Origin of the sequence: Pseudomonas sp. FJ2-5-13 (genome assembly GCF_029201605.1) — a bacterium.
Classification (GTDB): domain Bacteria; phylum Pseudomonadota; class Gammaproteobacteria; order Pseudomonadales; family Pseudomonadaceae; genus Aquipseudomonas; species Aquipseudomonas lactis.
Genome location: NZ_CP104045.1, coordinates 5,092,845 through 5,106,441, shown reverse-complemented (window position 1 = coordinate 5,106,441; position 13,597 = coordinate 5,092,845). Strand labels below are relative to the sequence as shown.

The 13,597-nt window shown below is 60.4% G+C and carries 13 protein-coding genes; 9 read left to right on the top strand and 4 right to left on the bottom strand.

Going from position 1 to position 13,597, the window contains the following annotated elements; translation table 11 throughout:
* The first annotated feature begins 167 nt into the window (after nucleotides 1-167).
* Nucleotides 168-1,340: a pyridoxal phosphate-dependent aminotransferase gene (locus tag N2A98_RS22560; protein ID WP_014719940.1), complete on the top strand. Its 1,173-nt coding sequence runs from the start codon at nucleotides 168-170 to the stop codon at nucleotides 1,338-1,340.
* Complete coding sequence (sfsA, locus tag N2A98_RS22555) at nucleotides 1,340-2,053, top strand: DNA/RNA nuclease SfsA (protein ID WP_078803821.1); 714 nt, start codon at nucleotides 1,340-1,342, stop codon at nucleotides 2,051-2,053. The genes N2A98_RS22560 and sfsA overlap by 1 nt, the downstream gene beginning before the upstream one ends.
* On the opposite strand, the gene N2A98_RS22550 is transcribed toward sfsA, so the two are convergent.
* Nucleotides 2,050-2,367, bottom strand: a complete 318-nt coding sequence (locus N2A98_RS22550) for a Rieske (2Fe-2S) protein (RefSeq protein WP_078803820.1) — start codon at nucleotides 2,365-2,367, stop codon at nucleotides 2,050-2,052. The two genes, sfsA and N2A98_RS22550, sit on opposite strands and share 4 nt — an antisense overlap.
* Before the next feature lie 156 nt (nucleotides 2,368-2,523).
* Here N2A98_RS22550 and N2A98_RS22545 point away from each other — a divergent pair, with 156 nt between their 5' ends.
* From N2A98_RS22545 to N2A98_RS22535, 3 genes are read left to right on the top strand one after another with little or no spacing between them, the layout of a single operon-like run.
* Nucleotides 2,524-3,402, top strand: a complete 879-nt coding sequence (locus N2A98_RS22545) for an ABC transporter substrate-binding protein (protein WP_047711789.1) — start codon at nucleotides 2,524-2,526, stop codon at nucleotides 3,400-3,402.
* Nucleotides 3,399-4,436 carry an iron ABC transporter permease gene (locus tag N2A98_RS22540; RefSeq protein WP_044268556.1) on the top strand — a complete coding sequence of 346 codons (1,038 nt, stop codon included), beginning with the start codon at nucleotides 3,399-3,401 and terminating at the stop codon, nucleotides 4,434-4,436. The genes N2A98_RS22545 and N2A98_RS22540 overlap by 4 nt, the downstream gene beginning before the upstream one ends.
* Nucleotides 4,436-5,203 (top strand): heme ABC transporter ATP-binding protein, encoded by a 768-nt coding sequence (locus N2A98_RS22535; protein ID WP_047711787.1) that lies wholly within the window; start codon nucleotides 4,436-4,438, stop codon nucleotides 5,201-5,203. Before N2A98_RS22540 ends, N2A98_RS22535 begins: the two co-directional genes overlap by 1 nt.
* A gap of 244 nt (nucleotides 5,204-5,447) precedes the next feature.
* On the opposite strand, the gene N2A98_RS22530 is transcribed toward N2A98_RS22535, so the two are convergent.
* From N2A98_RS22530 to N2A98_RS22520, 3 genes are all read right to left on the bottom strand, one after another.
* A complete protein-coding gene (locus N2A98_RS22530) occupies nucleotides 5,448-5,720 on the bottom strand; it encodes a TfoX/Sxy family protein (protein WP_044268551.1) in 273 nt (90 codons plus the stop codon).
* Nucleotides 5,721-5,924: 204 nt separating this feature from the next.
* Nucleotides 5,925-6,269: a pentapeptide repeat-containing protein gene (locus N2A98_RS22525; protein ID WP_044268549.1), complete on the bottom strand. Its 345-nt coding sequence runs from the start codon at nucleotides 6,267-6,269 to the stop codon at nucleotides 5,925-5,927.
* Nucleotides 6,270-6,361: 92 nt separating this feature from the next.
* Nucleotides 6,362-7,918 (bottom strand): bifunctional aminoglycoside phosphotransferase/ATP-binding protein, encoded by a 1,557-nt coding sequence (locus tag N2A98_RS22520; protein ID WP_078803818.1) that lies wholly within the window; start codon nucleotides 7,916-7,918, stop codon nucleotides 6,362-6,364.
* Nucleotides 7,919-8,036: 118 nt separating this feature from the next.
* On the opposite strand from N2A98_RS22520, the gene mrcB reads away from it, so the two are divergent.
* The 4 genes from mrcB to N2A98_RS22500 all read left to right on the top strand — a co-directional run bounded on the left by mrcB (nucleotide 8,037) and on the right by N2A98_RS22500 (nucleotide 13,597).
* Nucleotides 8,037-10,361, top strand: coding sequence for a penicillin-binding protein 1B (gene mrcB, locus N2A98_RS22515; RefSeq protein ID WP_003194136.1), 2,325 nt, complete (start codon nucleotides 8,037-8,039; stop codon nucleotides 10,359-10,361).
* 16 nt (nucleotides 10,362-10,377) lie between these two features.
* On the top strand, nucleotides 10,378-11,112 hold the full coding sequence (locus N2A98_RS22510) for a tetratricopeptide repeat protein (RefSeq protein WP_032902681.1): 735 nt from the start codon (nucleotides 10,378-10,380) through the stop codon (nucleotides 11,110-11,112).
* On the top strand, nucleotides 11,112-11,441 hold the full coding sequence (locus tag N2A98_RS22505) for a YqcC family protein (RefSeq protein ID WP_014719929.1): 330 nt from the start codon (nucleotides 11,112-11,114) through the stop codon (nucleotides 11,439-11,441). The genes N2A98_RS22510 and N2A98_RS22505 overlap by 1 nt, the downstream gene beginning before the upstream one ends.
* Before the next feature lie 431 nt (nucleotides 11,442-11,872).
* The gene (locus N2A98_RS22500) at nucleotides 11,873-13,597 is read left to right on the top strand and encodes an acetolactate synthase 3 large subunit (protein WP_044268781.1); all 1,725 of its coding nucleotides are present in this window, start codon (nucleotides 11,873-11,875) and stop codon (nucleotides 13,595-13,597) included.

The window sequence follows — 13,597 nt, the reverse complement described above, 5'->3', positions numbered from 1 at the left end:
CCGCAGCAGCCCGCCATGACTGGGTATGTATCGCCTCGAATGTTGATTTTAGCTGTTTTACGAGCGCGCGCAGGGTGCACTTGCAGCCCCAATCAGGCAATAGAGCATGTTTTACCGTGAGGGTTCGGTAGAATCCTGATTTTGTCCTCACCGTCTAAGGAAGGCTAATGGCTCAGCCCTACAGTGCGCGCAGTCGCGCCATCGAACCTTTTCATGTCATGGCGTTACTGGCGCGTGCCAATGAGCTGCAGGCCGCCGGTCACGACGTGATCCACCTGGAAATCGGCGAGCCGGACTTCACCACCGCCGAGCCGATCATCCAGGCCGGTCAAGCCGCGTTGGCAAACGGTAAAACCCGCTACACCGCCGCCCGCGGCCTGCCCGAGTTGCGCGAAGCCATCAGCGGTTTCTACCAGCAACGCTACGGTTTGAGCATCGACCCGCAGCGTATTCTGATCACCCCCGGTGGCTCCGGCGCGTTATTGCTGGCCAGCAGTTTGCTGGTGGATCCGGGTAAGCATTGGCTGCTGGCGGACCCAGGCTACCCCTGCAACCGACACTTCCTGCGCCTTGTGGAAGGCGCGGCGCAGTTGGTGCCGGTCGGCCCGGACGTACGCTACCAGTTGACCGCTGACCTGGTGGCCAGGCATTGGGACCAGGACAGTGTTGGCGCACTGGTGGCATCGCCGGCCAACCCCACCGGCACGATCCTCACCCGGGACGAGTTGGCTGGGCTGTCGGGCGCCATCAAGGCGCGCAACGGGCACCTGGTGGTCGACGAGATTTATCACGGCCTCACCTACGGCACGGACGCCGCCAGCGTGCTGGAAGTCGATGACGACGCCTTTGTCTTGAATAGTTTTTCTAAGTATTTCGGCATGACCGGCTGGCGCCTCGGTTGGCTGGTGGCGCCGCCTGAAGCGGTGGGTGAACTGGAGAAATTGGCGCAGAACCTCTACATCAGTGCGCCAAGCATGGCTCAGCATGCCGCGTTGGCCTGTTTCACCCCGCAAACCCTGGAGATCCTGGAGCAGCGCCGTGCCGAGTTTGGTCGCCGTCGTGACTTCCTGCTGCCCGCCCTGCGTGAGCTTGGGTTCGGTATCGCGGTGGAACCCGAAGGTGCCTTCTATCTGTATGCCGATATCAGCGCGTTCGGCGGCGATGCCTTCGCGTTTTGCCGGCATTTCCTCGAAACCGAGCATGTGGCCTTTACGCCCGGGTTGGATTTCGGTCGCTACCAGGCGGGCCATCACGTGCGGTTTGCCTACACGCAAAACCTCGATCGGCTGCAAGAAGCGGTGGAGCGGATCGCCCGTGGTTTGCGGAGCTGGCAAGGCTGATGCGTTTTAATCCTCCTCTTGAAGAAGGGCGGCTGATCCGCCGCTACAAGCGCTTTCTCACCGATATCGAAACCGTTACCGGCGAGTTGCTCACCATTCACTGCCCTAACACCGGTTCGATGCTCAACTGCATGGTCGAAGGTGGCCAGGTCTGGTTCAGCCGTTCCACGGACCCCAAGCGCAAGTTGCCGGGCACCTGGGAAATTGCCGAAACGCCTCAGGGCCGGCTGGCGTGTGTCAACACCGCGCGTGCCAATCAGTTGGTGGAAGAAGCCTTGCTGGCCGGTGTGATCACTGAGCTCAACGGCTTTACTGCGTTGAAGCGTGAGGTGCCTTATGGCCAGGAGAAAAGCCGGATCGACTTTCGCCTGGATTACCCCCAAGGCGCTGCGTTTGTCGAGGTCAAAAGCGTCACCTTGGGCTTTGATGGCAGCTCGGTGGCGGCTTTCCCCGATGCGGTGACCCAGCGCGGTGCCAAGCACTTGCGTGAGCTGGCCCACTTGGCGCGCGACGGTATACGGGCGGTGCAGTTGTATTGCGTGAACCTGTCGGGGATCGACGCGGTGCGCCCGGCGGTGGAAATCGACGCCGGTTATGCGGCAGCGCTACGTGAGGCCAAGGCTGCAGGTGTAGAGGTGTTGGCCTATGGCGTACGGGTCACGCCGCAGGAGATTAACGTCGAACGTCGGCTGAAGGTGCTGCTGGGCGACTAGAGATCGACCCACAATCCCTGTTCGTCTTCGCGGCCCGGCAGGGCGGTGAGGCTTTGGCCTGCGCAAGGCCCGGCGATGCACTCGCCGCTTTCAATCAGGAACAACGCGCCATGGGTGGCGCATTGGATCAGGCTGGCGCTTTCATCGAGGAAGCGATCTGGCTGCCATTCCAGCGGGATGCCGCGATGGGGGCAGCGGTTGAGATAAAAGTAAGCAATGCCGTCCCGGCGCACTGCCAACAGCTTGCGGCCATCAATATCAAAACCGCGGCTGCTGTTGGGGGCGAGGTCGCCTGAGGTGCAGAGAAACTTCATTTCAATCCTTAAGTGCCTTGACGTGCAAATGCAAACAATTATCAAATGCCCGCTTCGCCCGTCAGCTGACTGGGTGCTCAATACGATGCATGGCAGCGGTTATCTGTCACATCAATGAGTGCTTGAGTGGCCCTGCCCTAGGAAGGAAACCCTGTTATGCGCTTGAGTACCAGCGCTATTGCGCTTGTTGCCTCACTGCTGATCAACCCTGGGGCGCACGCCTCTGAACTGCCGCAACGCTGGGTCAGTGCCGGCGGGGCGCTGTCGGAATGGGTGACGGCCTTGGGCGGTGAGTCGAAGTTGGTGGGAGTGGATACCACCAGTCAGCATCCAGCCTCGCTCAAGGCCTTGCCGAGCATTGGTTACCAGCGGCAGTTGTCGGCCGAAGGCATTCTCAGCCTGCGCCCGCAAATCCTTGTGGGCACGGAGGAAATGGGGCCGCCGCCGGTGCTGGCGCAGATTCGCAGTGCCGGGGTGCAGGTGGAGATGTTCTCGGCCCAGCCTGACTTGCCCACGCTCAAAGGCAACCTTGAACACTTGGGGAAACTGCTCGGCAGTGAGGCCCAGGCCAGTGCGTTGTTTGCCGGGTATGAGCAGGCGCTGGCGCAGCAAAAAAAGTGGGTGGCCAAGGCCCAGGCTACACAAAAGGCTCCAGGCGTGTTGTTGCTGCTCGGTCATGCCGGTGGCAAGCCGCTGATCGCGGGCAAGGACACGGCCGCTGATTGGATGTTGCAGCAGGCTGGGGGGCGTAATCTCGCCACGCATGTGGGCTATAAACCGTTTTCCGTCGAATCGCTGGCGGGTTTGAGCCCTGAGGTGCTGGTGTTTGCCGATCGCGCGCTGACCGGTGACGCGGCGCGCGCAGCCTTGTTCAAGGAAAATCCGATTCTTGCCTCTACGCCGGCAGCCAAGAGCGGCCGCGTCTTTGAGCTGGACGCGACCTTGCTGGTAGGTGGCCTGGGGCCTAGATTGCCGCAAAGCCTGGAGAAACTGTCTGCCGGTTTTTATCCGTCCCAGCCTAAGCCTGCTCCATGACCACTCTGGTTAAGCCAAAAACGCTGTTTATCGGGCTGTCGCTGCTGTGTGTATTGGCGATCTGGCTTTCATTGGCACTGGGGCCGGTCAGCCTGCCGTTAATGGACACGCTCAGGGCTGCGCTAAAACTGATGGGCGTACCGATTGAGGCCCAGGGTTTGGAGCAGGCCGAGTTGATCCTGGGGCAGATTCGCCTGCCGCGGACCCTATTGGGGCTGGCGGTCGGCGGTGTGCTGGCATTGTCGGGTGTGGCGATGCAGGGGTTGTTCCGCAACCCGCTGGCCGATCCTGGCTTGGTAGGGGTATCCAGCGGTGCCGCGCTGGGGGCGGCGGTGGCGATTGTCGGTGGCTCGTTCTTTGGCGGGCTGCCGGATGCCTTCGGGCCATACCTGTTGTCGCTGTGCGCATTTCTCGGTGGCTTGGGCGTCACGGCGCTGGTCTATCGGCTGGGGCGTCGCAACGGCCAGACCAATGTCGCGACCATGTTGCTTGCTGGCATCGCGCTGACGGCCCTGGCCGGTTCTGCGGTGGGGCTCTTTACCTATTTGGCCGACGACGCCACCTTGCGCACCCTGACGTTCTGGAACCTGGGCAGCCTCAATGGCGCAAGTTACTCGCGGTTGTGGCCCTTGCTGTTGGTGAGTGCGGGCGTGGCGCTGTGGTTGCCGCGCCGGGCCAAGGCGCTGAACGCGCTGCTGTTGGGTGAGTCTGAGGCCAATCATCTAGGTATTGATGTTGAAAGGCTCAAGCGTGAGCTGGTGTTCTGTACGGCTTTAGGCGTTGGCGCTGCAGTGGCGGCGGCGGGCATGATTGGTTTTGTCGGGTTGGTAGTACCCCATCTGGTGCGGTTGCTGGCGGGGCCAGATCATCGGGTGTTGTTACCGGCCTCAGTATTGGCGGGGGCGAGCCTGCTGTTGTTTGCGGACCTGGTGGCGCGCCTGGCGTTGGCGCCGGCGGAGCTGCCGATCGGTATTGTCACCGCGTTTATCGGTGCGCCGTTTTTCCTCTATTTATTGTTACGAGGGCGCGCCTGATGTTGCGGGTAGAAGCGTTGCAGATCCGGCGTGGTGGGAAAACCGTGCTGGCCGATATCACCTTGGACCTTTTGCCGGGCGAAGTGCTGGGCGTTCTGGGCCCCAATGGCGCCGGCAAAAGTACCTTGCTTGGGGCGCTGTGCGGGGAGTTGCAGCCGGATCAGGGCAAGGTCTGGCTGGATCAGCAGGCGCTCAAGCACATGACCGGCGCGCAGCGTGCCCAGCGCCTGGCGGTGCTGCCACAATCTTCCACCCTGGATTTTGCTTTTCGTGTCGAAGAGGTGGTGGGCATGGGCCGCTTGCCTCATCAGACCGGGCGAGTACGCGACGACGAAATCATCAGCGCGGCCCTGCAAGCGGCGGATGTCGGCCACCTGAGTGGCCGCAGTTACCTGGCGTTGTCCGGCGGCGAGCGGCAGCGTGTGCACCTGGCGCGAGTATTGGCGCAGTTATGGCCGGGTGAGGCGGGGCAGACGTTGTTGCTGGACGAGCCCACGTCGATGCTCGACCCTCTGCACCAACACACCACCTTGCAGGCTATTCGACACTTTGCCGACAGAGGCGCTGCGGTGCTGGTTATCCTGCATGACTTGAACTTGGCGGCGCGTTACTGCGACCGGATCCTGTTGCTGGAAAACGGCCGCCCCCACGCGTTGGATACGCCCTCGAAAGTCTTGCAACCTGAGCCGCTCAAGGCTGTATTCGGCCTGGATGTGTTGGTACAGCCGCATCCGGAGCGTGGGCATCCGCTGATCATTGCGCGCTAAGGCCGGTTAATTCGCGGGCAAAAAAAGACCCGGCAAGAGCCGGGTCAAATAACCGTGATTAGCCTGATGAGGAGATAATCTGAGAGTCCGAACCAATGGTCTTTCAGTTATCGGCTGATCTCGCGACCAGTTGTGATAATCATAACGATTCTCATTTGAGAGTCAACATTTGTTTTTCTGCCTCATCCAGTTTTTCTCAAACGCTCGTTTGTAATGCCCGTAAACACGGGGTTTGAGTGCCGCTCTAGTTCTTCTGATGCACTGAAATCGCTTCCAGCTGACGGTTCAAGGCCTCCTTGCGCTCCGCGGGTATGTCGTTCCAGTGCACATCCATCAATGCCCCTTCAATCGCATACAGCAGAACCTTCGAGGCTCGAAACCCGCGCGTGCGCACGGCTCGGTAGGCATCGACCGCCCCCAGCCGACGCAAGTCGGACGCGCTGTGGATGCCCACCGCATGCAGCCACTGCGCTGACGTCTTGCCAAGGTTTTTCAGGTGTTGCAGCTCATCGTTCATCAAGCCTCCTTGCGTTGGCTGAATGGTGCGGTGGGTGTCGTGACCAGGCAGCCTGAAAATGAGTGTAGCGCTCAGTAGGAAAAGCGTGGTTCTTTGGTCAGGAAGAGCTGAAAAGCTTATAAGAATGGCGCGACTGCGTTTGCTCGCAGATAGGCCCAAAGCGCCCGGCAGGCAGGGGATGTGGCCGTCACTCAGTGTGTGGGGTTACTTGGTACGGTAGCGCAGGCGAGTACCGAAATTGACCGACATGAGTATTTCGTCTGCCGTGAGTTCGGGCGGGAAATAAGCACCTGAAATCTGTGCATGGGCCAGGCTGGCGCCTTCCAATGAACAGCCACGCAAGTCCAGGCCCCGCAGGTCGGCAGAGCGAAAATAGGCGTCGGTGAAGTCAATACCGGTGGCGTTCAGGTCGCGCAGGTCCAGCCCTCGAAAGTCGCCACCGCGCATGTCGATGGTGCCGATTTCAGGGCGCTCCTGGTTGAAGCCGCGGATATCATCCTTATGCAGGAGGGCGTAGAGCGGGGTATCAAGAAGCTTGGGCTGACTCATGATCGCGACTCTGGCTGGTGTTATGGAGCCAGTATAGTGCCACTATCGCGAGGTCGCGCGCCGAAGACGGCGACGCGACCAAGAAATATTCCCTACAGGCCCGGCAGGCGCTGGCGGATATGTCCGACCAAGGCGTCGAGCGTCCCGCTTTCATTGGTCTCCACACGCTTGCTGAGCAGCAGCTCCTCGGCAGTCAGCGGATCACGACTGGCTTGTTGTTCTTCGATAACGGCCAGTGTGGCGTCGGACGGATCGTTTTTATCCGCCTGGCGTTGGGCCAGCCAACTGGTGATAACGGCTTGCGGGGCGTTGCAGTCCAGGATCAGGAACGGCGCCCCAGTGGCTTCGGCAACCTGAGCGGCGGCGTCACGCTGTGCGCGTTTCAGGAATGTGGCATCCAGCACCACCGGGTAACCGGCGCGCAGCACGGTGTCGGCAATCTCGTTCAGGCGTGCGTAGGTGGCAGCGCTGGCGTCCTGATTGTAGATGCCGGCCTGTGGCGTGTTCTCTACCTGCTGCTCGCCAAACAGGCGCTTGCGCTCAACATCCGAGCGTAGGCGGATGGCGCCCAGGGCTTCGACCAGGCGCATGGCCACGTGGCTCTTGCCCACGGCTGACACACCGTGGGTAATTGCCAGGAAGCGCGAGGGAATGGTGCTGTAGCTTTCCGCCAGGTTGGCGTAGTTGCGGTATTGGCGCAGGGTGGTAGCGCGTTGTACCGGGTTGGCTTCGCTCGGCATGCTAAATAGCGCAACCTTGGCGCGCACCAATGCACGGTAGGCTTTATAGAAGTTCAGCAGTTCCAGGCCCTGGTAGTCACCGGTCAGTTCCAGGTACTGGCTGATAAAGCGCCGTGCCAGGCATTTGAGGCCGCGATCTTCCAGGTCCATGGCCAAAAAGGCGGTGTCGGCGTACACGTCGGTAAAGCGGAAAGGCTCGTTGAACTCGATGCAGTCGAAGATCACCACGCGGCCATCGATCAGGGTGGCGTTGCCCAGGTGGATATCGCCGTGGCACTCACGGGTATAGCCCTCTAGCTTGCGCTGGGAAAGCAGAGGCTTGAGGCGTTCGAAGCTGCTTTCAGCCCAGGCTTGCAGAGCCTCCAACTGAGTAAGGTCGGCCTTGTCGCTGAGGAATGGGCGGATCTGGTCGAAGTTCTGGCGTACCGGAGCCATCACTTCCTCCGGCGTGCCGGCCGGGTGATCTTGCGGGACTTTGGGGGCACTGAGGTGGAACTGCGCAATCTGCTTGGCCATCTCATCGATGTGCGCGCTGGTCAGTTCGCCGTTGGCTTGCAGGGTGCTGAGCATCTGGCTTTGCGGGAACTGACGCATTTTCAGCGCGTATTCGATGGCCGTGCCGTCTCCACCCAGTTGGGGCGCCTCGGCAGTGCCGGTAATCGGCAACACTTCAAGATACAAATCTTCGGTCAGGCGTTGGTTCAGGCGCAGTTCCTCGCGGCAGAAATGCCCGCGGTCGTCCAGATTGGTGAAGTCCAGGAAGCCGAAGTTCATCGGTTTCTTTAGCTTATATGCATAGGGGCCCGTCAGTATCACCCAGGAAATATGGGTCTCGATGACTTGAAACGCGTCAACCGGATGAGGGTACAAGGCCGGGTTTTGCAGGGCAGCGATCAGGGTCTGGCTCACGGGCGATCCTTCAAAGTCTGGGGAAAATCATGGGGGGCATTATGGCTGCTGATGCCAGTCGTGCAAACCGCTGTCCGGCTCATGTTGATCATCAATAAAGTGCGTATAATCCGCCGCCATGACTCGAACCCGATCTCCCCGTTCCCGTAAAAAACCTCCTTCCCGCGGCCCGCGCCCTTGGCTGGGCTGGGTGATCAAGCTTGGCCTGGTGGGCCTTGTGGCGGTCGCCGGCCTTGCGGTGTACCTCGATGCCGTGGTGCAGGAAAAATTCTCCGGCAAGCGCTGGACGATTCCGGCCAAGGTGTATGCACGCCCGCTGGAACTGTTCTCTGGCCAGAAGCTCAGCAAGGAAGATTTCCTCACCGAGCTCGACGCGCTGGGCTACCGCCGTGAACCTGTGAGCAATGGCCCAGGCGCTGCGGCGGTCAGCGGTAACACCGTCGACCTGAACACCCGTGGCTTCCAGTTCTACGAAGGCCTGGAAAAAGCCCAGCCGGTGCGCGTGCGATTCTCTGGCGATTATGTGGCAGAGCTGTCGTCGCTCAATGGCTCCAAGCTGCCAGTAGTGCGTCTTGAACCGTTGCTGATCGGCGGTATTTACCCGAAAAACCTTGAAGATCGCATCCTGATCAAGCTCGATCAGGTGCCGCCGTACCTGCTGGAAACCCTTGTCGCTGTCGAAGACCGCGATTTCTATAGCCACTGGGGTGTCTCGCCGAAGTCGATCGCCCGCGCTATCTGGGTCAACACCTCCGGCGGCAAGATGACCCAGGGCGGCAGTACGTTGACGCAACAGTTGGTCAAGAACTTCTACCTGACCAACGAACGCAGCCTCACCCGTAAACTCACCGAAGCCATGATGGCGATGTTGCTGGAGCTGCATTACAGCAAGCAGGAAATCCTCGAGGCCTACCTCAACGAGGTATTCGTCGGGCAGGATGGCCAGCGCGCCGTGCACGGTTTCGGCCTGGCCAGCCAGTTCTTCTTCGGGCAGCCGTTGTCCGAGTTGAAGTTGCATCAGGTCGCGTTGCTGGTGGGGATGGTGAAGGGGCCGTCCTATTACAACCCGCGCCGCAACCCGGAGCGTGCGCTTGAACGTCGCAACCTGGTGCTCGATGTACTGGAGCAGCAGGGTGTCGCTACCGCTGAACAAGTAGCCGCTGCGAAAAAAATGCCACTGGGCGTGACCACCCGCGGCAAGCTGGCGGATAGCTCATTCCCTGGCTTTATCGACTTGGTCAAGCGCCAACTGCGCGAAGACTACCGCGACGAAGACTTGACCGAAGAGGGCCTGCGGATCTTCACCAGCTTCGACCCCATCCTGCAGATGAAGGCCGAAGCGTCGGTCAACGACACCTTCAAGCGCCTGACCGGCCGTAAAGGCTCGGATGAAGTCGAAGCCGCCATGGTCGTGACCAACCCGGAAACCGGCGAAGTCCAGGCCATGATCGGCAGCCGGCAGGCCAGTTTCGCCGGTTTCAACCGCGCACTGGATGCCGTGCGGCCGATTGGCTCGCTGGTCAAGCCCGCGGTCTACCTCACAGCACTGGAAAAACCCAGCAAGTACACGCTGACCAGTTGGCTGTCCGATGACCCGCTGTCGGTCAAAGGTGCGGATGGACAGGTGTGGACCCCCAAGAACTTCGACCGCCGCTCCCATGGCACGGTGTTCCTGTATCAAGGGTTGGCGCATTCCTACAACATCTCGACCTCGCGCCTGGGGCTTGAGGTCGGTGTGCCAAATGTCCTGAAAACCATAGCGCGACTGGGGGTGGAGCGTGAGTTCCCTGCATTCCCATCCATGCTTTTGGGCGCTGCGGCCATGACGCCGATGGAAGTGACCACCATGTACCAGACCCTCGCCAACGGTGGTTTCAATACACCGATGCGCGGTATCCGCAGTGTGCTGACCGCCGATGGCGAACCGCTCAAGCGCTACCCGTTCCAGATTCAGCAGCGCTTCGACGCGGGTTCCATTTACCTGATCCAGAACGCCATGCAGCGCGTGATGCGTGAGGGTACAGGGCGTTCGGTCTACAGCGTGCTGCCGTCGAACCTGACCCTGGCGGGCAAGACCGGTACCAGTAACGACTCCCGCGACAGCTGGTTCGCAGGGTTCGGCCAGGATGTACTGGCCGTGGTGTGGCTGGGGCGCGACGATAACGGCAAGACGCCGTTCACCGGTGCGACCGGCGCGTTGCAGGTATGGACCAGTTTCATGCGCAAGGCTGATCCGTTGCCGCTCAACATGCCGCAGCCGGACAATATCGTGCAGGCCTGGATTGATCCGCACACCGGCCAAGGCTCCGATGCCAACTGTCCGGGCGCGGTGCAGATGCCGTATATTCGCGGCAGCGAACCACCACCCGGCGCCGCGTGCAGTGGCAGTACACCTGCTGACGCGGAATCGGTGATGGATTGGGTCAAGGGCTGGATGAATTAAGCAAAGAGGGTTTCAAGTGAACAAGTTGTGGATTCCAGCAATTACGGCTCTGGCTTTGCTCGGCGGTTGCTCCAGCGTGCAGCGCGGCTCTATCCCTGTGGTGGACTCAAGCACGTCCGTCTCCAATAACGACCGCATTTCGGCCAATGGCGGCTTCCGTCAGACCGTGGTCAAACGGCCAGCCCAGGCTGCAACCCAGGCAATTCCCCAGGATTCCGGCGTCGTGGTGATGGTGCCAGGCAGTGGGGCTGCAACCTCGGCGCCTATCAGTGCCGAGCCATGGACCCCAGGCCCGAGCACTTCCGGGCCGGTGAACTCCACGCCGATTCAAACCGCGCCGGTCAACCAGGGCACCTACAACATGCCTTCGACGCCGAGCGGTATTCCGTCATCGTCCAATGCGGGCGGGTTGTCGGCTGACGAACAACTCGATGGCCCGGTACTGGCGTTGCTCACCACCGCTCAGCAGCAGCAGGCCGGTGGCGACTTGAACGGCGCCTCGTCGAGCCTTGAACGTGCCCAGCGCGTGGCGCCGCGTGAGCCACAAGTGCTCTATCGCCTGGCCCAGGTGCGCATGGCCCAGGGCGATGCGCCCCAGGCGGAGCAGTTCGCTCGTCGCGGCCTGAGCCTGGCCAATGGCCGTCCAGACCTGCAAGCCAGCCTGTGGGCCTTGATCGGTGATGCACGTGCCGCCCAAGGGGATGCAGCCGGTGCAGCCCAGGCGCGGCAAAAAGCCAAGGTCAGCCTCTGATGGATGCACGTTTCCCCGCGATTGCCGAGCAGTTATTGCTGATCGAGCGCGAACTGCGCGTGCAGGGCTGGTGGGACGAAGTCTCCCCTAGCGCTGAAGCCCTCAGCAGTGTCGAGCCCTTTTCCGTCGACACCCTGGACTTCCACCAGTGGCTGCAATGGATCTTCCTCGCACGTATGAAGCAGATCCTGGAGCAGGACCTGCCCTTGCCGAATGCGTCGGGGATCTTGGAAATGGCCGAGATGGTCTACGCCGACCGACCGCGGGAGAGCCTCGGCTTGCGTAACGCGCTGAAAAAGTTCGATCAATTGATCGTCGACGCTCGTTAATTGCCTGACTGCCGGTTTTTCCGGCAGTCTTGCGCACATTTCTACCGCTTGACGACATTCAGGCGAGTTTTATCCCTCCTCAAAGCCCTTTCTTCTACGTTCTCATGCGCTTAGTTGGAAAAAAGCGCAATTATTGCTTGACTTGAAGGGCGTGAAACAGAAGAATCCAAAGTCCGCTGTATCGGGACTGCCAGAAGCAGGCCCGCTCAGCAGATCATGAGGCGCACATCCGCGCCGACCTGTAACACCCGCAACGCGTTACCTCGCGCTGGGTGGGAAAAGCCCGCAACACTTGGGACGATCCCAATACTTGCTCAGTCAGTGCTGACGTAGTCGGCGACCACCGTCGCTCATGCTCTGTTGAGAAGTAAACCTATTAAGACCCGTCGGTTTTTAACGGACGGTATTCTGGCGTTTTAGAGGTGAACAACGTGGAGCTTTTATCTGGCGGTGAGATGCTCGTCCGCTTTTTGCGTGACGAAGGCGTCGACTATATCTACGGGTACCCAGGTGGTGCTCTGCTGCATGTCTACGACGCACTGTTCAAGGAACCGGCTGTTACCCACATCCTGGTTCGCCACGAACAGGCCGCGACCCATATGGCTGACGGTTACGCCCGTGCCACCGGTAAAGCCGGCGTGGTACTGGTAACGTCTGGCCCAGGCGCAACCAATGCCATTACCGGCATCGCGACTGCCTATATGGACTCCATTCCGATGGTAATCATCTCTGGCCAGGTGCCTAGCACTATGGTCGGTACCGATGCATTTCAGGAAACCGACATGATCGGTATTTCCCGGCCGATCGTGAAACACAGCTTCATGATCAAGCATCCCTCGGAAATCCCGGATGTCATGAAAAAGGCGTTCTACCTTGCCCAGTCCGGTCGCCCGGGCCCGGTAGTGGTCGATATCCCGAAAGACATGACCAACCCGGCCGAGAAGTTCGAGTACGTCTTCCCGAAAAAAGCCAAGCTGCGTTCCTACAGCCCGGCCGTGCGTGGGCACTCGGGGCAAATCCGCAAGGCGGCAGAAATGCTCCTGGCGGCCAAGCGCCCTGTGCTGTACTCCGGCGGTGGCGTGATTCTGGGCGGCGGTTCCGCCCCGTTGACCGAACTGGCCAAGTTGCTCAACCTGCCGGTGACCAACACCCTGATGGGCCTCGGCGCATTCCCGGGTTCGGACCGTCAGTTCGTCGGCATGCTCGGTATGCACGGCAGCTACACCGCCAACCTCACCATGCATCACGCCGATGTGATCCTGGCCGTGGGCGCGCGGTTCGATGACCGGGTGATCAACGGCGCGAGCAAATTCTGCCCGAATGCCAAGATCATCCATATCGACATCGACCCGGCGTCCATCTCCAAGACCATCAAGGCCGATGTGCCAATCGTGGGTCCTGTAGAGAGCGTACTGACCGAAATGGTCGCTGCACTCAAGGACATCGGCGAAACGCCGAACAAGGAATCCGTTGCCAGCTGGTGGAAGCAGATCGACGAATGGCGCGGTGATCGCGGCCTGTTCCCTTATGACAAGGGCGACGGCAGCATCATCAAGCCGCAAACCGTGATCGAAACCCTGTGCGAAGTGACCAAGGGCGACGCCTTTGTGACCTCCGACGTAGGCCAGCACCAGATGTTCGCGGCGCAGTACTACACGTTCGACAAGCCTAACCGCTGGATCAACTCCGGTGGCCTGGGCACGATGGGCTTTGGTTTCCCTGCGGCCATGGGTGTGAAGCTGAGCTTCCCGGATGCCGACGTTGCCTGTGTGACGGGCGAAGGCAGCATCCAGATGAACATCCAGGAACTGTCGACGTGCCTGCAGTACGGCCTTCCGGTGAAGATCGTCTGCTTGAACAACGGCGTACTGGGCATGGTTCGTCAGTGGCAGGACATGAGCTACGGTAGCCGTCACTCCCATTCCTACATGGAATCGTTGCCAGACTTCGTCAAATTGGTTGAAGCCTATGGCCACGTCGGCATTCGCATCAACGATCTGAAAGATCTGAAGCCGAAAATGGAAGAGGCGTTCGCCATGAAGGACCGCCTGGTGTTCATCGATATTCAGGTGGATACCAGCGAGCACGTCTACCCGATGCAGATCAAAGACGGCTCTATGCGCGACATGTGGCTGAACAAGACGGAGCGTACTTAA